Source organism: Blautia sp. SC05B48 (genome assembly GCF_005848555.1).
In the GTDB taxonomy this organism is placed as follows: domain Bacteria; phylum Bacillota; class Clostridia; order Lachnospirales; family Lachnospiraceae; genus Blautia_A.
On record NZ_CP040518.1, the window covers coordinates 315,088 to 332,705 of the forward strand.

19 protein-coding genes are annotated in these 17,618 nt (G+C 46.1%); 2 read left to right on the plus strand and 17 right to left on the minus strand.

The window, feature by feature from the left end; genetic code table 11:
- Positions 1-98: 98 nt before the first annotated feature.
- From EYS05_RS01340 to EYS05_RS01370, 7 genes are all read right to left on the minus strand, one after another.
- On the minus strand, positions 99-971 hold the full coding sequence (locus EYS05_RS01340) for a phosphoribosylaminoimidazolesuccinocarboxamide synthase (protein WP_015527192.1): 873 nt from the start codon (positions 969-971) through the stop codon (positions 99-101).
- A gap of 124 nt (positions 972-1,095) precedes the next feature.
- Positions 1,096-2,616, minus strand: coding sequence for an ATP-binding protein (locus tag EYS05_RS01345; protein ID WP_138276417.1), 1,521 nt, complete (start codon positions 2,614-2,616; stop codon positions 1,096-1,098).
- Entirely contained in the window at positions 2,613-3,899 is a 1,287-nt protein-coding gene (locus tag EYS05_RS01350; RefSeq protein ID WP_243119182.1) for a vWA domain-containing protein, read from the minus strand. The genes EYS05_RS01345 and EYS05_RS01350 overlap by 4 nt, the downstream gene beginning before the upstream one ends.
- 34 nt (positions 3,900-3,933) lie before the next feature.
- Positions 3,934-4,365: a hypothetical protein gene (locus EYS05_RS01355; protein ID WP_092068357.1), complete on the minus strand. Its 432-nt coding sequence runs from the start codon at positions 4,363-4,365 to the stop codon at positions 3,934-3,936.
- 155 nt (positions 4,366-4,520) lie between these two features.
- The gene (locus EYS05_RS01360) at positions 4,521-5,180 is read right to left on the minus strand and encodes an SdpI family protein (RefSeq protein WP_306466244.1); all 660 of its coding nucleotides are present in this window, start codon (positions 5,178-5,180) and stop codon (positions 4,521-4,523) included.
- Complete coding sequence (locus tag EYS05_RS01365; protein ID WP_015527197.1) at positions 5,167-5,445, minus strand: autorepressor SdpR family transcription factor; 279 nt, start codon at positions 5,443-5,445, stop codon at positions 5,167-5,169. Before EYS05_RS01365 ends, EYS05_RS01360 begins: the two co-directional genes overlap by 14 nt.
- Before the next feature lie 215 nt (positions 5,446-5,660).
- The gene (locus EYS05_RS01370; RefSeq protein ID WP_110103223.1) at positions 5,661-5,891 is read right to left on the minus strand and encodes an HPr family phosphocarrier protein; all 231 of its coding nucleotides are present in this window, start codon (positions 5,889-5,891) and stop codon (positions 5,661-5,663) included.
- A gap of 154 nt (positions 5,892-6,045) precedes the next feature.
- On the opposite strand from EYS05_RS01370, the gene EYS05_RS01375 reads away from it, so the two are divergent.
- Entirely contained in the window at positions 6,046-7,272 is a 1,227-nt protein-coding gene (locus EYS05_RS01375) for a 6-phosphofructokinase (RefSeq protein WP_138276419.1), read from the plus strand.
- A 146-nt stretch (positions 7,273-7,418) separates the two neighbouring features.
- On the opposite strand, the gene EYS05_RS01380 is transcribed toward EYS05_RS01375, so the two are convergent.
- The 10 genes from EYS05_RS01380 to EYS05_RS01425 all read right to left on the minus strand — a co-directional run bounded on the left by EYS05_RS01380 (position 7,419) and on the right by EYS05_RS01425 (position 15,867).
- Positions 7,419-8,507, minus strand: coding sequence for a class II aldolase/adducin family protein (locus EYS05_RS01380; protein ID WP_110103225.1), 1,089 nt, complete (start codon positions 8,505-8,507; stop codon positions 7,419-7,421).
- A 239-nt stretch (positions 8,508-8,746) separates the two neighbouring features.
- On the minus strand, positions 8,747-10,564 hold the full coding sequence (locus EYS05_RS01385) for a S8 family peptidase (RefSeq protein ID WP_138276420.1): 1,818 nt from the start codon (positions 10,562-10,564) through the stop codon (positions 8,747-8,749).
- Between the two features lie 104 nt (positions 10,565-10,668).
- Entirely contained in the window at positions 10,669-11,439 is a 771-nt protein-coding gene (locus EYS05_RS01390; protein WP_138276421.1) for a prolipoprotein diacylglyceryl transferase, read from the minus strand.
- Positions 11,439-12,254, minus strand: a complete 816-nt coding sequence (locus tag EYS05_RS01395) for an arginase family protein (protein ID WP_138276422.1) — start codon at positions 12,252-12,254, stop codon at positions 11,439-11,441. Before EYS05_RS01395 ends, EYS05_RS01390 begins: the two co-directional genes overlap by 1 nt.
- A gap of 43 nt (positions 12,255-12,297) precedes the next feature.
- Positions 12,298-13,203 (minus strand): DUF308 domain-containing protein, encoded by a 906-nt coding sequence (locus tag EYS05_RS01400; RefSeq protein ID WP_158293292.1) that lies wholly within the window; start codon positions 13,201-13,203, stop codon positions 12,298-12,300.
- 168 nt (positions 13,204-13,371) lie between these two features.
- On the minus strand, positions 13,372-13,563 hold the full coding sequence (locus tag EYS05_RS01405; protein ID WP_015527205.1) for a small, acid-soluble spore protein, alpha/beta type: 192 nt from the start codon (positions 13,561-13,563) through the stop codon (positions 13,372-13,374).
- A 97-nt stretch (positions 13,564-13,660) separates the two neighbouring features.
- Positions 13,661-13,843, minus strand: coding sequence for a PspC domain-containing protein (locus EYS05_RS01410; protein ID WP_021977077.1), 183 nt, complete (start codon positions 13,841-13,843; stop codon positions 13,661-13,663).
- A gap of 13 nt (positions 13,844-13,856) precedes the next feature.
- Positions 13,857-14,774: a DUF4097 family beta strand repeat-containing protein gene (locus tag EYS05_RS01415; RefSeq protein ID WP_118514278.1), complete on the minus strand. Its 918-nt coding sequence runs from the start codon at positions 14,772-14,774 to the stop codon at positions 13,857-13,859.
- Positions 14,771-15,547: a DUF1700 domain-containing protein gene (locus tag EYS05_RS01420; protein ID WP_118514276.1), complete on the minus strand. Its 777-nt coding sequence runs from the start codon at positions 15,545-15,547 to the stop codon at positions 14,771-14,773. Before EYS05_RS01420 ends, EYS05_RS01415 begins: the two co-directional genes overlap by 4 nt.
- A 2-nt stretch (positions 15,548-15,549) precedes the next feature.
- Positions 15,550-15,867, minus strand: coding sequence for a PadR family transcriptional regulator (locus EYS05_RS01425; protein WP_015527209.1), 318 nt, complete (start codon positions 15,865-15,867; stop codon positions 15,550-15,552).
- 255 nt (positions 15,868-16,122) lie between these two features.
- Here EYS05_RS01425 and EYS05_RS01430 point away from each other — a divergent pair, with 255 nt between their 5' ends.
- Positions 16,123-17,583, plus strand: a complete 1,461-nt coding sequence (locus EYS05_RS01430) for an RsmF rRNA methyltransferase first C-terminal domain-containing protein (RefSeq protein WP_174235822.1) — start codon at positions 16,123-16,125, stop codon at positions 17,581-17,583.
- Positions 17,584-17,618 lie beyond the last annotated feature (35 nt).

Consider the following 17,618-nt stretch of genomic DNA (forward strand, 5'->3'; position numbering starts at 1 on the left):
TTTTGTTTTTGTCCTGTTTTATAAAGAAAGAAGCCGCCTCGGAATGGGCGTCCGAAGCGGCTTGTAAGGTATGTTCTATTTCAGAACTGCTGTTATTTTCAGGCCAGTTCTTTTCCTGTAAGCATTTTGTATGCCTGGAGATATTTCTCAATAGTCTTGTCAACGATTTCCTGAGGAAGTGTCCAGTCGTTGTCCGGATTGGCTTTCAGCCAGTCACGTGCAAACTGTTTGTCAAAAGATGGCTGACCATGTCCTGGTTCATAGCCTTCTGCCGGCCAGAAACGGGAGCTGTCCGGTGTCAGCATCTCATCACCGATGACCATATTTCCGTCCTCATCAAGACCAAACTCGAATTTTGTATCTGCAATGATGATTCCCTTGCTGAGTGCATACTCTGCACATTTTTTGTAAAGAGCAATGGTGTTGTCACGAAGCTTTTCTGCATACTCGCGTCCTTTTCCCGGGAAGTATTTCTCAAGATGATCGATACTCTGCTCAAAGGAAATATTCTCATCGTGATCACCGATCTCAGCCTTGGTAGATGGTGTGTAGATCGGCTCAGGCAGCTTGTCGGATTCCTTCAGTCCCTCCGGAAGCTTGATGCCACATACAGTGCCGTTCTCCTTGTAGCTTGCCCATCCACTTCCTGTGATGTATCCACGTACGATACACTCGATCGGCAGCATGTTCAGTTTACGGCACATCATAGATTTTCCTTCGAATTTCTCCTGCTGGAAAAACTCCGGCATATCCTTGGTATCTACAGAGATCATGTGGTTCGGAAGAATGTCCTCAGTCATGTCAAACCAGAATTTGGACATCTGGGTCAGTACAGCACCTTTCTTTGTAACTTCGTTATTCAGAATTACGTCAAAGCAGCTGATACGGTCTGTTGCAACCATGATCAGACTGTCTCCATTGTCATAAATCTCACGTACTTTACCTTCTTTGATTGGTTTTAATTCCTGCATGTTCTCACACCTCATCATTCGGTTATTTGATTTTTGTTTTCGACACCGTTACCGTATCACCTCACAAGCCCTCCTGTCAAGATGTCAGGCCCCTTTCAGTCATAAGTATTCGTTAAGGGATCATTCATATTTCTAATAGTGACGCACATTCCTCCTGAAGCTTTTTCTCCTGTTTCCGGTAAAGAAGCTTCTCACTGCAGGCAAAATAAGGATCACAGCCATACTCCCGGATAAAGGCCGCCGCATGGGTGTTCCGGGTCAATCCGGTAACAAAAAGCACCGTTTCCTGTCCGTCCCCGAAGCATTCCTTCATAAATGCAAATGCCTGTTCCAGCTCCCCGGTGATTTTTTTCGCACAGGCCTTTCTCTTCTCCGCCATTTCCGTAAAAAGCTGCCGGATCCGTTCAAAGCCAGCCTCTGTTTCTGTGATATGCTCCTTGCGGATAGTAAGGCTGAATTCTTCCAGAGTGCGGATCACAAGCTCTTCCGTGGTCTGCTGATCTGCGGTAAGAAGCTCCGCCTCCAGACGGACAGCCAGACTTTTCTTCTTCATATCTGTAAATTCATCCAGCGCCGTCATGTCCTTTTTATCCTGGAGAAAAGCTTTCAAATGCAGAAGTTCCTGATAAACAGCACCTGTCTCACCATCCATCTTCTCATAGGTCAGAAAACTTCCGTTCAGGCCGTCAAGCAGAAGCCCTGTCACAAGGAAACGTTCCTCAAAAGAAGCATCCTTCGCCATTTTTACCTTTTTCTGCTGCTCTTCCTCCGGCATCTCTCCGGAAAGCAGGCGTTCCAGGCCATAGTCCTCTCCGTACTTCCGGTACAGCTGATAGCTGGCAAAAAAGCTTCTTGCGATCTCATCTCTGCACAAATACTCCCCGACCAGATTCTCCGTGATCTCCACGCCCAGTTCCTCATAAGCCTTCAGGATCTCAGACAGGTCTTCCCAGCCTCTTGCTGTCACGAAGAATTTCCCGTCCACTGTATTCTCCACAGAATAAAAATGATCCTTTTTCATGCCGAGATAAGCCAGGATCGATCCGTGGATCTCCTTTTTCCAGGCATACTCCATCCACACATCAATATCTGCCTCGATATCCATCCTCCGTACACGGTCCAGTGTTACAATATCAAACTCCCGGACCGATTTATTATATTCCGGAGGATTTCCTGCTGCCGCGATCAGCCATCCTTCCGGCACGCTGTGACTTCCGAAGGTCTTGTTCTGAAGGAACTGCAGCATAGTGGGTGCAAGTGTCTCGGAAACACAGTTGATCTCATCAATAAAAAGGATTCCCTCCTTCTTCCCGGTACGTTCCATACAATCATACACAGAAGCAATGATCTCACTTAAAGTATACTCTGTGATGCTGATCTCTTTTCCATTGTAGCACCGGGTCACGATCCTTGGCAGTCCTACCGCACTCTGTCTTGTATGGTGGGTGATGGTATAAGCTACCAGACCTGCCCCGCATTCCTCTGCCACCTGCTCCATGATCGCTGTTTTTCCGATTCCGGGAGGTCCCATAAGCAGGATAGGACGCTGCCGGAGTCTGGGAAATGTATAGCGCCCGGCTGCATCCTTCCGGTTGTAAGCCAGTAAGGTATGTTTGATCTCTTCTTTTGCCTCTTTTATATTCATGTTCTGTAACGCACTCCTTCCTGCTCTGCCACAAGCCGGATCGCCCAGGGCGGAACAAGCTCCATTTTTTCTGTTTTATGCAAAAATACAAAGGCCGTTTCATAATCCGGTTTGCTTCCGGGATATATCCCGTCCCCGTCTGTAAAATAGATCAGAGCCTTAAGACTGCGGATTTCTTTTTTCTCCTGCTGCTCCTTCACATACCGGAACACCGGCCGGAAATCTGTTCCGCCCCGGCCCTGTATGGTGATATTTTTGCTGTATTCCTTCCATTCTTCCTCGGAATGGATCACCTTAACATCCTGGATACAGCAGTCACACTGGATCAGGTACACCTTCATTTTATGGAAAAAATTCTCTTTTTCACTGAGAATGGAATACGTTTCTCCAAGGAATCTCCGCACAGTCTCTCCATCACAGGAGCCGGAAGTATCAATGGCGATCACCAGCTCCTCCAGACGGTTCACTTCCTTATATTCCAGCGGCTCGATCAGCGGAAGATTTCCATAATGCTCCATCCCGTAATTATAAAAAATATAATCAAAGCTTTCCGTATCCAGTTCCACCTCTTCCCGCAGCACAGAAAACTGACGGAGAAATTTTTTGTAATCGTACCTTCCGGATCTTACCGTTCCTGTTTCTTCCTTCTGGTCCCCTTTCTGGCTTCCCCGCCGTTTCCGGTGATCCTGACGGTTAGCGTCAGTATAGGAAAGAAGCTTGTTCCATTTTTCCTTTGTTCTTTTTCCTTTTTCTCCTGTGCAGGTGTCCCACAAGGTGTGATCGTCAAAATGAAAGGCTTCTTCCAGTTCTTCCAGGTGGAACGGAAAAGCCTGTTCCTTCAGCTTCCGGCATATCGTTTCTGCGGAATCCGACCTGTCTCCCAGAATATGAAAAACCTTTTCACGGATTTTTTTCGCATCGCCGCCTGTCTCCAGAATCGGAATCTTTTCCCTGGAAATGATCTGTTCTACTGCAATATCACAGGCCAGGTTCCATAAGCGTCTGTCCTCCTGATCTTCCCGAAAAAGATGCAGATACAGGCAGTGCAGCAGCATGTGCAGATAACCTCTTCGTACTGCCTCCGGCCTTTTTACATAAAGCTCCAGCAGATATTCCGGGGAAAAAAGGAAGAAAGCTCCGTCTGTTCCAATGGTTCCGGTCTGCTCTGAGCCCTTCCCGGAAATACAGGCAAAGGCACCGTCCAGATATGGAAAATAGTAGTACAGCTCGTTCCTTATGTTTTCCAGGATATGTATTCCAAGCTCTTCCTGCCTCCGGTCCACCGAACGCCTCCTTTCCTGATTTCCTGAAAAAAAATCACAACTCGAATTTTTTCTCTTTAAATCCATAATTTGCTTTTTTCAAATGGAGAAGTCCCATCAGCGCCGCAGGTCTCCTCCACTCTTCGGCCAGTTTCAGAAACACTTCCAGTTCCTGTTCCCCAAACCATTCGTTCTCATAAAGCTTCTCGATCTTTTCCCAGTCATCTTCCAGGATCAGACGTTCCACAGCCGGACGGATCCTTTTCTTAAGATATGCTCCATAATGCGCGCGTTCCTCTTCCTCCACACCTTCCTCCAGAAAATATCCCCGCAGGGCAACTGCCAGCCGCAGCGGCTCCTGCTTGGTACTTCCAAATTTCCGGTAAAGATGAATAGCCTCTTCTTTGGCATCCTCGTTCTCTGCCCGCATTTCAAGAGCAGTGGCAGCAACTTCCACATCTTTTTGAAAACGGCTTAATTCTGTCATAATGATCCCTCCTGTCTGCTGTCTGTTTATAGTGTTCGAGAAAATGCTTTTGTATGACATTATCATATCACGTACCGCTTTGTTTGAACATTATTTTTTGTTAAAAAAGAAACCGCCATTGCCTTTTCACGACAATGACGGTCTGAAGATTTTTCTCAGATTCCCTTTTTATAAAGAATAAATGAATAGATCATTGGCACAAGGATGACCACAAAAATTACCGCCAAAACAATTTCCGTTTTCAGAAGCAGCGAATTCATAAGAAAAAGCAGCCCTGACAGGATCAGTATCCAGCCTGTCATACGGTTGGTACGGTTCCAGTTCTCCTCGCTGTTCAAAGTCCAGGGAAGCTTCATTCCCACTGTATAATTCTGTTTCACCTTATGAACGTAATTTCCGAGAATGATAAACATGATACCTACCATGATATTCACGATCACACCTATATCAAGTTCCATTCCCAGAGCAAGTCCGTAGATCGTCATGCAGGTGATCACAGACACCACCGGAACCAGCCACAGGATCATGGTAAAAATACGCCTGTTGATATTTTTTCTCTTTGGATCATTGGCTGTAAAAAACACGCAAAACAGATGGATCAGCAAAAGCAGAAACGGAATTCCAAAAACTGCCATCGGCTTGCTGCTCCAGCCGTTGGCCACATTGTGCTGATCAAAATGTGTTGCGATCTTCTCCGGCAGACGGTCCCACAGCAGGATCCCTGCCAGTGACGGGGAGATCGTAAGGATACTCCCGGAGATCAGGGACATTTTATATTCCTTCAGAAACTCTTTTCTTTCTTCACCTTTCATCATTCTTTCCCCCTTTCAGATCACTGAGCCACAGAAGCAGTTCCTCTACAACTGTGGTATTCAGTTCGTAATACACAAAATTCTTCACCTTCGTTTCCCACACAAGATCTGCTTTCTTCAAAATTTTCAGATGATAGGATATGGTTGCACCCGTCATGTCAAAATGTCCTCCGATCTCACCAGCTGACATTTTCCCGTTTTTCAGAAGCTGCAGGATTTCTCTCCGCACAGGATCCGAAAGTGCCTTGAAGGTTTCTGCAAACGCCATCGTGTATGGCTTCCTCCTTTCGGATAGTATTTAGAAATATTTCTAAATAGAATATATCATTTTCGACTTTCCCAGTCAATAACTATTTAGATTTTTTTCTAAATACTTGTATTTGTCATATATCAAAAATGAGGATACCGAGCATCGCCTCTGCGACCTTACGATATCCTCATTCACCATCGATCAACCATTATTTATTTTTTCTCCTCTTAAACCTACCTCATGCAAAAACCAAGACTGGATGTGATCTCCGGCGCAAGCTCCGGCACATGTGCACAAAAGTCCATCTCTCTGCCAAGGCCAATAGATGCAACTCCAAGAATGGATTTGCCATTTACTGTCCTGCTTCCCCTTTTCAGATCCACTGCAAACGGAAAATGCTCCGTCACATCAAGAAAACGGTTCACTTCATCCATGCTCTCAAACTGTACTTTTCTTACTGTCATCGTTTTTTCACCTCTTTTCTCTGTTTATACTATTATATTACTATGATATAACCATTTGCTAGAGTAATTTTTTTATAAAAAAGGTGATTTTTTTAGATGTTATCTTCTCCTATTTCTGTTACAATATAAAAAACAACACCCAGGAGGTATCAAAATGTCAAAAAAGAACCTTATCGCAGGACAATCCGGCGGACCGACCGCAGCTATCAACAGCAGTCTTTACGGTGTGGTATCTGAAGCACTTAAACATACAGAGGAGATCGACCATGTTTATGGTATGGTCAACGGCATTGAGGGATTTTTAAACGGAACATTCCTTGATTTCCAGGAAGCACTTCCGGGAGAGCAGCTTCTCGCTCTTACCTGGACACCCGGCGCCTATCTCGGCTCCTGCCGTTACAAGCTTCCGGAATCCCTGGAGGATCCGGTTTATCCGAAGCTTTTTCAGAAATTCGAGGAGATGAACATCGGCTGGTTCTTTTATATCGGCGGCAATGATTCCATGGATACCGTCAGCAAGCTTTCCCGCTATGCCGAAAAGATTGGCAGTGACATCCGTATCCTCGGTGAGCCGAAGACCATTGATAACGACCTTGTAAACACCGACCATACTCCCGGATTCGGAAGTGCTGCCCGCTACGTAGCCTCCACCGTCCGTGAGATCACCCTGGACGCCTGTGTCTACGAGAAAAAATCCGTCACTATCATCGAGATCATGGGACGTCACGCAGGCTGGCTCACCGGAGCTGCTGCCCTTGCCCGGAAATACGTCGGAGACAATCCGCTTCTCATTTATCTTCCGGAAACCAATTTCGATGTAGAAGAATTTCTCCTGAAAGTTCATGCTGCCTTTGAGAAAAACTGCAACGTCGTAGTCTGTGTATCTGAGGGAATCCACGATAAAGACGGCACATTCATCTGCGAATACGACAGCGCTGCCGGAACCGACGCCTTCGGTCACAAGATGCTTGCTGGCTGCGGTAAATATCTTGAGAATCTTGTACGCAGCCGTCTTGGTGTCAAAGCCCGCTCCGTAGAGCTCAATGTAAGCCAGCGCTGCTCTGTCTCCATGCTCTCTGAGACAGACCAGCAGGAAGCAATTCTCGCCGGTGAATTTGGTGTACAGGCCGCCCTGAACGGCGAAACCGGAAAGATGATCGCATTTAAACGTCAGAGTGATTCTCCATACTCCATGAAATGCACACTGGAGGATGTCAACGTTATCTGCAACGAAGAAAAGACTGTCCCTGTAGAATGGATCACAGAAGACGGCTCCGATGTCACCGAAGACTTTATCCGCTATGCCCGCCCTCTGATCCAGGGAACTGTAAATGTTCCGGTTGGCGAGGACGGACTGCCGGCGTTCGTGTATCGGAAATAAGATTTGTGGTAATGCGGATAAAAATATCCACATTTGCTGCGTAACTCTGTCCTGAACAGATGTATCCGTCATTCGATAAAAATGCACCGGGAATTTCTTAACAGTTCCCGGCGCATTTTCTTTATTTCTCTATATATTTTTCTTTTTTATTTCTTACTGCGGTATGCTTCTGCTTCCCAGTGTGTGATAAAATATGTGATCTCATCGGTCATCTGCAGCGGGCCGCCAAAGCTCTCCGCATACACTGCAAGCTTGATCGCATCCTTTACCAGAAGCTGTGCCTTTGCTGCCTTTCCTTTGTCATCTTCCATGATAAATGCGCCAACGCCCTGTACCAGGATCAGTCTTGGCTCTTTATCATGCTCTGTCATAAATGCATCCATCGCATTTTTCGCCTCATCAATATTTTCTACAAATAACGGATAAGGTCCGCAATATACAATATGATCTGGAGTAAACGGCTTCAGAAGAGGTGCTGCAGCAGTTTTGTCTTTTACAAAATTATCAGCCTCCGCAGCCGGTACGACTTCCACCGCATGTCCAAGCAGACTGGAAAGCTTCTGTGCTGCCTGCTCTTTTTCAGGTGTAACTGCATCACTTACATCCGCAGTTCTCTTTACCTGCTTTTCCAGCTTTCCGATCACACCATCGAATAAAACGCCAATCTCCTCTACAGTATCAGCCGCAACAAAAATTCCGTGATTCTGAAGCAGAAGGATCTGCACGTCTTTTCCTGTTTCTTCTTTATAGGCATTCATTTTCTCGAAGCAGATGCGGGCAAGTGTGTATCCCGGTTTGCAGATATCGATCCAGAGTACATCTTTTCCAAGAAGCTCTTCGCAAAGAGCCTTTGCGCCCTTTCCGCAGGTCAGTCCATTGATAAGTGTCGGATGAACATGCAGGACATACGTATAGGCAAACAGATTGTGGAGCAGCGCTTCCACGCTGGGACGTTTTGTTTTATCCTCATCGGTCACTGCCGCCATTACATCTGCAAGATATGCCGATTCACGCTTCACATCATCCGCCGGATATTCCGTTTTCATGATCTCATTCAGACGGGCTCTGTCCATTTTGACAAATTCCTCTGCCTTAATGGTAGCAAGCTGTGTACCGGATCCCTTTACATACAGTGTTGTATCGTCTTTTACAGAAGTATTACCGCCTCCTGCCAGAACATAAGCCGGATTGCTTCCGTAAGTGTTTGACATTTTTACCAAAGTTGAAAGCTCCATAGTAAAATCCTCCCTTTTGTATCATTATATATTTTTTCCATATATTTATAGTACACGATACAAAGTGAATTATCTATATGAATATTTTTTCCAAAATTAGTACTTTCGTATCCTTTTATTACTTTTCCAAATGTAATATCTATACATCTTTCCATTGAGTTTCTTCTGCGATCCGGGAAATCGTTTTTCCTTTATATATAAATAATAAGCAGCATACATGATCAAAAAAACAGATCAGCTCACGTCAGCAACTCAAAGGTATGATACAGATCCACCCTCCCATACCCCCACTCCGGGTTTGGGTACTGCATGTTTTCTTCTCTTCTTGCGCCTCTCTGCAGATAATATTTCACGCTGCTCCCGGTAAAAAACGGCTGATTATTCCGTATGATCGCCCATTCAAACAGAAGTGCCGCGATGCCGGCGGTCTGTGCAGCGGATATACTGGTTCCGGAGCGGGTTCCAAATCCGCCTCGTACCAGCGGCACTTTTACGTTAACGCCAGGAGCTGCAAGATGTGGAGTTATCATGCCATCTGGCGTATAGCCTCTGCCTGCTGCAATGTAGATGCTTCCGTCACGGTGCTGGTAGGCGGTTGCCGTGATGCTGTTCCTGGCGTCTCCCGGCGCTGTCACCGTAGTATAGGGGGATGGTTCCAGAAAATAAGTATCCTGGGAGATCAGCCCTTCCACAGGAAGCCACATATGGAACTTTACGTTCTGCTGATTTCTTGCCTTGGTAAAAATTTTCCAGATACCGGACGCCGGATGGAAAAATCGAATATACACCAGCGAATATCCGGTCTGACGCTCGATCAGGATATAATTCACATACACCTTTGTTTCCACAAAAACAAATGACAGCTCCTGAGTCCTGAAACCGATGGAGCTGCTTATCTCCAGTATCTCTCCTGTAGGTGACTGAATGGAAAGCCCGTAGATTTCCGGCGGCTCACCCCAGAATTCCATTGTAAAGCCCTGCTCTCCTTCCGCCACACGAAGCTCCGTCACGATCTGCTCCCTTCCCTGAGAAAAAAAGCCTGCACTGTGGTTTCTGGTATTTCCTTCGTTTCCTGCTGCCACAGATACGGATACTTGGGAAAAATTTGCCACATAGTCCACATACTGGCTTAACGCATTGGTCCCCAGATGTGCGCCCTGGCTGCTTCCGATTCCCAGACAGATAGAAAGTGGCATCTTCAGCTTTTTGGCCTGGGTAATCGCAAAAGCAATGGCCATCATCACATCATTTTCCTGAAAAGCTTCTGCCTCCGGAGGATAAAGATAAAAATTCCGGAGATATTGTTTTGCCGGCTTTACCTTGATGATGATCAGGGTTGCCTCCGGTGCTGCTCCGGTAAAATTTTCTCCGGGTACCATATTTCCGGCAGCAATACCTGCCAGTGCCGTGCCATGGCCGTTGGTATCTCTGGATGGCACGATGGCAAACGGATCCTCGGAATCCAGTGCCCGGTCAATATCCTTTTTCCGGAATAATTTGCCATATGGAACTTCTGTATCTGTTATATCATCCCCATCTTCCGGCAAATTATCTGCATCTCCATTTTCAGCTTCCGATTCCCGCCCAGACTGATTTTGTTCTTCATCTTCTATTGACTGATCCCATAAATAAGCGATTCTGGAGCCGCCTGCATTTCGAAACACTTCATTCTGATAATCAATCCCCGAATCGATTACCGCCACCGCAGTACCTTTTCCACGCAGCTTCAGATAGGGGTGATCGTGCAGCCTGTTGATCCCTGATTCCCCTGCTGCCTCCATATCCATGTAGGTATAGCATTTCGGGATTGAATTATAGGAGATTCCCGTAACCTCGATCTCTCCCATACTTTCCAGCGGAACATAAAGAACACCGAAAATTTCATTGATTGCCTGAAAAGATGTCCCCGGAAAAAGTTCCATAGTATCCTGGACATCCTGCATATATTTCACGATAAAATCCCCGAAGCGCTGACTCTGTGCCGGATTTTCCGTCTGCGCTCCGGGGATCTTATCCTCTGTTTTCATATTTGGTTCAAAATCTTCTTTTCTGAGCATGACAGGCCTGCTTTCGCCTTTTTCATAGATGTATGCAGCGAAAGCCTGTCCTTATACCACTATTGTCCAACTTTTTCCTGATACATGGAACTTCCCTGATTCGTTTAAACGCAGCTCTTGCTGTCTCTTTTTTTCCTGATCAATATCAGCAGCACGATTCCCGCAATCCCGGTAAAAATACTGATAAACTGAGACGTCGACAAAATCCCCACACTTCCACGGATAATATCCCCACGGAAAAACTCGATCACAAACCGTCCAATGCTATAAAAGATCAGATAACAGGCAGTGACCTGACCATCTTCTTTTTTGTTCCGTGCGATCAGCAACAACAGAAGAAAATGCAGAAAATCCAGTCCGCTGGAATACAACTGCGTCGGGATCAGCGCCACGTGATTGGGCGCATATTCAGAATTCTGAAATATCACAGAAAAAATACTCTCTGTCTCTTTTCCATAACAGCAGCCCGCCAGGAAACATCCGATCCGTCCAAATCCCTGGGCCAATGCCACAGATGGCAGGATCACATCTGCATATTTAAAAAATACTAACTTTCTGATCCTGCAGTACAAAAGCCCCGTCAGTATCCCGCCGATGATACCGCCAAACACCACAAAACCAGAGCTTAAAGTTTCCATTATAAATCCCGGATCCTGAACAATTGATTTCCACTCTGTGATCCAGAAGAGAAGCTTTGCACAGAAAAATCCCCCTACCAGGCACCACAGGATCATTGGAAAGATCTGTTCACTGTCAAGCTTCTGTTTTCCGGCTCTGTATTCTGCAGTCAGGCAGCCTGCCACAATTCCAATGGCGATCATCAGACCATAACCATATACCGTAAAGGGCCCGATGGTAAGAAGTTCATTTTTCATCAGTTTCCTCCTGTTATCTTATTCTTATTTCCGTCATGATCTTCGCTCCCGTATGCGGACAGAAAACACTCCAGCAAAGCAGCATTGGCCCGGTCATTCAAGGCGCTGTTTCCAGATTCTGCCACATCACATTCACCACAGATATCCACGCCCCGGATTCCCTCTGCACATATTTCTCTGACCCTCTTCAGGCATTCCAGCAGCGTATTCAGGCGCATGTCTCCCTGGCTCCAGTTCGTGTCCGCATCATCCTTGCAGAGAACATCTTTATCCACAGAAATGTACAGCGGCAGCTTTCCCACATGCTCGCTTACAAACGCACACACTTGCGCTTCTTCCATTTCCAGAAGCTTCTCTCTGCTCAAGAACTCCACCTTTTCCTGAATCTCCGATTCCACTCTGGAAAAAGCCTCCTCATCCGGGCCGATCAGGATCACCCTTTTAAGCAATGGAAGTTCCATAACAGAATCATAGATCCATCCTCCGCAGGAAAGCAGACCTCCGAATGCTGGCGGCTGCATATCCGTGTGATTGTCAAATACAAGAAGCGAGAAAGGCTCCGATATCTTTTCCAGCCAGATCCTTGTCATATAGTGATAGTTTCCGGAATCAATAAAATGGATCCCTCCGGAAGAATAAGGGGCAATACGGCTGCGAATGGTATTCATCGCATCCTCATCGCAGTAGCAGTTGGTTCCGGGAATGTCCCTGGCCTCCACCCGGGATACTTCTTTTCCCCTCCAGAACTGCTGATCCTCATATATTCCGGAAAAATCCATCATCAGTATCTTTATATTTTTATCTGTATTTTTCATGTGCACATCTTACCACGGAATGACAGATGATGCAAGAGAAGGGTCAGTCCTTCCACTCTTCCAGGTCTTCATCGGAACCATCCAGAAGGTTCTTCAGGCTGCCGGTTTCCGCCTGGTCTTTGCCTACATCCCAGAGCTTCATCTCCACATCCTCCGGTTCTTTTTCCCAGCAGGAATTCTCCTGCTTTTGCTCTTCTTCCGGTTCTGTCGATTCTTCTGTCTCTTTTCTGTCCGCAGAATATCCGTCTGTGTCTGTTGGATATTCTGTTTCATTCCCGCTCTGCTGCTCACCTGGCGCATTTTCATCCTGGGTTTTTGTATCATTTGGCACATCCATATCTGCCGTTTCATTTACAGCATCTGAACTGTCTGCACCAGAATCTTCCTTCTCTGTCTCTGCTTTTTTTGCAATCTTACGAAGCCCCAGCTTCATAATAATATAGAATACGATATCCGCAGCTCCGTCACACACCAGCACCCAGCCGGAAAAGATCAGCAGAGTCATGATCTTCGGAAATCTTCCAAACAGCATCACGATTCCAAGTACAATGAAAACAAGACTTCCGATCAAAAGCACGCTCCATGCGCCGTTTCCTCCTTTTTTCAGAAGGAAAGCTCCTTTAAACTTCCACAGACTGTCAACCAGTACAAATGCGCTGAGCATCCATGGAAGCAATTTGATCACGATGGAAGGTGTCATAAAAAGAAACACACCCAGTACAAAAACAACCACACCACTTAGAAGATCCATGATCGTAGCTTTCGCTTTTCCACGTATGTAAATATAAATATGATAAATGCCAACTCCGATGAGGATCAGCCCGAATACTACTTTGCAGATCACATCCACCGTCTGCGTGGGGATCAGGATCAGGCAAAGTCCAAGCAGTATATAAAATACTGAGGAGATGATCTCACCCTTTAGAATGTTATTAATTTTTTCACCCATGTTCATTCATACCTCCTCTGTTATTCCAACAGTATAGCTCTTTTCCACTGGTCAGTCCACCCTGAACCGTCAAAAAAATTTCTTTTTTTCAGAAAAATTTTCTTATAATTCAATACAGCCCGAAGGACTTTTCCGGCGTCATTCCGCCTTGTTCCTTCAGGCTGTATTTTACTTTTTATGTTTCTTCTTTTTTGTCATAAGACCACCGATCCGTCCGGTTTCTTTTGCAGAAAGGCTTTTCCACCCGTCTTTGATCACTTTATCCAGAACTCCCATCTCATCGGCAATCTCGTATTTCAGTTTTTCCGCCTGGGAAAGCTTTCCCTCAAGATATGCCTTTACTTCTTTCTCCCTGTTCATCTTCCACACTCCTCATCTTTTTTATGGAGTATGAACAATTTTCGGAGAAATTATGCATTCTGAAAAATATGTCCGTCCTTTACAGATACTGTCATTTTTAATCCGGGATAATGATCGCTGCAATGATATACGCCAGGATTCCGGCTCCGCCCATCAGCGTAATGATCACCCACACCAGCCTGACAAGAGTCGGATCGATATCAAAGTATTCTGCAATTCCGCCACAGACACCACATAACATACGGTTTACTGATGATTTGTAAAGTTTTTTGTTGCTCATAATGCTTTCTCCTTTAATCTTCTTCAAATTCAACCTGAACGTTTCCCATTCCGCAATCCAGTTTTATATTTTTCGCAGCACCTTCATTTGTGATCTGTTTATTTCCGGAAGTGATGGATGTTTCCAGAGAATCATCCACCTCCAGATTTCCAAGACCACATTTCAGCTCATAATTATAATCAGCTGCTTTTCCTGTAAGTGTAAGCTCCATATTTCCCATGCCACAGCTGCCATTTAATTTTTCCACCTGAATTTCACTGATGTCGGCAGTTCCCACTCCGACTGTAAAATCTGCTTCCTTTATATCCAGGCTGCCGGAATTTTCAATGGTTCCGGCTCCCACATTTACTTCCATCTGCTCCGCTTTAAAATCACCATCCAGTTCGATGGTTCCGGCTCCCATCTGAAGTTTTATCTTCTGAAAGCTTAAGTTTTCCGGGCAAAAAATTTCCACGGAACGGTTTCTCACTTTTTGATCACTTGCAATTCTCAGACTGCCGTTGTCATTGCTGATCTGAACGCGATTGTGATCCTTCCCTGAAACTTTCACCTGGACTTTATCCTCATTCCATGTTTTCAAAACCAGTTCTTCATATCTCAGATTGCAGGAAAGGTCTGACACAGCCGAAGCCTCATATACTTTCGTATATGCGGAACTGTCTGCACTGTCTGCCAGAATGCCTTTCTCAGTTACCGCTCTCTCTGCATCTGCCTGAAAATCATCCTCCTGCTCATCCATATCTTCTTCGGAGTCTTCCACTTCCCAGCTGTCTTCATGATCCAGAATACGAAGCACCTGCGTGATTCCATGATCCAGCACACTCACATCTCCCATAGTCGCTCCCATGGCAGCTCCGCCGGCAGTAAGTCCCAGGCCTGCCACACCGAATACTGCTGCAAGGATCAGGATTACCTTCAGAAAACGTTTCATACTTTTCCCGCCTTTCTTCCATTCAGGAGATTGCTGCAGAATCCCGTAAATTTCCTCAGAATCGCCGGCAGTATCTTACCTGTAAACCACACCGTCAGTAACAGTAGCAAAAGTCCAAGTGCCATCATCAGGCATCCGATACCGATAGTCAGGATCCCGGCCGGCGGAAGAGACACCGCCATGGCAATTCCAACAACAATACACGCAGCTGCACCGATCACAAGGATGATCGATCCCACTCCTGCAAAAAATGTCAGCAGGAAAGGCAACAATGCCAGTGTCACCAAAATCCCCAGTACTCCGCCAAATAATCCTTTTATCAGAGGAGCCGCAAAAACAAGAACGATAAGCGCAAGAATGATCCCTGCCTTATTCTGCTTTTTCTCTGCGTGATAGCCGCGCTGGGCACGTCTTTTCCTGCGGTCTTCAAAATTTTCTTTGCTTCCCGTATCACGATGGGACCCTCCCTGTCCATTTCCGTATACGGTTACTTCTGTATAATGGTCCGGCATTTCCCCGTTCTCTTTCACACGGGTATCCTGATATCCGTTCTCTGTGTATTCCCCGTAATCTTCACTGTTCTCCTGAAGATCTGCCTTAATGATCGCAGCAACCTTCCCCGGATTTCCCAGTTCCCGGATCACTTCTCCTTCATTCTCAGGACCTGCATCATCAAAATATCCCTCATAATATTCCAGTGCTTCCTGTCTCTCTGCCTCTGAAATATCGGAAAGCAGCCGTTCAAGCTGTTCCATAAACTGCTTTCTGTTCATGATCAAACTCCCTCCTCAAACATCCTGGTGATCTTAGATGAATAGATCTCCCATTCACTTCTGTAAAGATTCAGCTGCGCTGCGCCCTTATCTGTCAGCTTATAATATTTCCGGTTTCTTCCTGCATATTCCATATTGTAGGCTTCCAGACATTCATCCTTCTGAAGCCTGCGAAGGACCGGATACAGCGTAGATTCTGAAACCTCCAGAACACTTCGCACATCCTGGGTGATCTTGTACCCGTAGGTACCGTCCTTCTCTCTGGAAATAACAGCCAAGACGATCGCATCCAGCAGGGCTGCTCCTGTATTAAATACCATCTGCTCACCTCTCTATGACCTGTAAAACAGACATTCACATTCCGTCTTACTACATGCTGATGAACGCGATCACTTCACGATCCAACGCTCACATGATAAGTCATGTAATATTGTTCTGTGAATAATACTATATATCGTATAATATAGTTTTGTCAATAGTATTTAGAAAAATCCCTCTATACTTTATAATATTTTCGGAAACCACTCTTTTCACACAATATCCGAGAGAGTCAAGTTTATATTATGGAGGAAATTATGACAGATTCAGATAAAATACAGACATTACCGCTTCCTTTTCTGAAGCGTATGAAAGAAATGCTGGGAGATGATTATGATGCTTTCCTGAAAAGCTACAAAAATCCCCGCACTTACGGTCTACGTGTAAACACCGCCAAGCTCTCCTGCCAGGACTTTCAGACGCTTTCCCCTTTCCCCATCCGGCCGATCCCGTGGATCAATACAGGATACTTCTACGAGGAGGAAAGCCGCCCTGCACGATGTCCTTACTACCAGGCAGGTCTTTATTATCTTCAGGAACCAAGTGCCATGACACCAGCTTCCAGGCTTCCCATCGAACCTGGAGATTTTGTCCTGGATCTCTGTGCAGCTCCCGGAGGAAAAGCCACTGCCCTGGGTGCAGCCTTAAATGACACCGGATTTCTCCTTGCCAACGATATCAGTACTTCCAGAGCCAGAGCCCTTCTCAGAAATCTGGAGCTTTTTGGTATGAAAAATATGCTCGTCACCGACGAAAAGCCCGCCAAACTTGCCCAGCGTTTTCCCGCTTTCTTCAATAAGATCCTTCTGGACGCTCCATGCTCCGGGGAAGGCATGTTCCGAAAAGAAGAAGCCCTTGCCCGCGACTGGACACCGGAAAAATCCGCAGAGCTTTCTGATATCCAGAAAGACCTGGTCTTAAAAGCTGCCGATATGCTCCGTCCGGGCGGAATGCTGCTTTATTCCACCTGCACTTTTTCCCCATGTGAAGACGAAGAAGTGGCAGCCTATCTTCTCAGACAACGCCCGGATATGGAACTTATGGAAATGCCAGGATATGAAGGCTTCTCCGGCGGCCGCCCGGAATATGCCGGCACAGCAGACACTTCCGATTCCGAAATCGCATTAAACTTAAATGCATTTAATCCGGAAGAACTTCAAAAATGCGTCCGAATCTTTCCACACAAAATGGATGGTGAAGGCCATTTTCTCGCCCTGTTCCGCAAAAAAGGCGACTCTCTTCCACCTGTTTTCCGCTTTTCCGCAAAAGGGCCGGACAAAAACACCCGGAAATGGCTGGAGGAATTTTTCTCTGAGATCGGCCTGAAAACCATCGGCGGTCAGGAATTTGACTGGAACCGTGTGGAAGTCCGCAAAGATAAAGTATACTATCAGCTGCCCTTCCCGCTGGATCTCCGAGGAATCTCCTTTCTTCGAAACGGCCTCTATCTGGGTGATCTGAAGAAAAACCGTTTTGAGCCGTCTCAGCCTCTGGCGCTGGCTCTTCACAAAGGAGATGTGGAAGCAGTTATCTCCCTGCCGGTTTCCGACGAGCGGCTTACCCGTTATCTGAAAGGCGAAACTCTTATGATCGAGCCGGAAGAGGCCGCACACAAAAAAGGCTGGCATCTTCTCTGCGTGGACGGTTATCCTCTCGGCTTCGGAAAGCTTGTAAACGGGATCCTGAAAAACAAATATCCTGCAGGCTGGAGAGTATAACCTCTCCGCCGCAGGATATCTGCCCACATTAACAT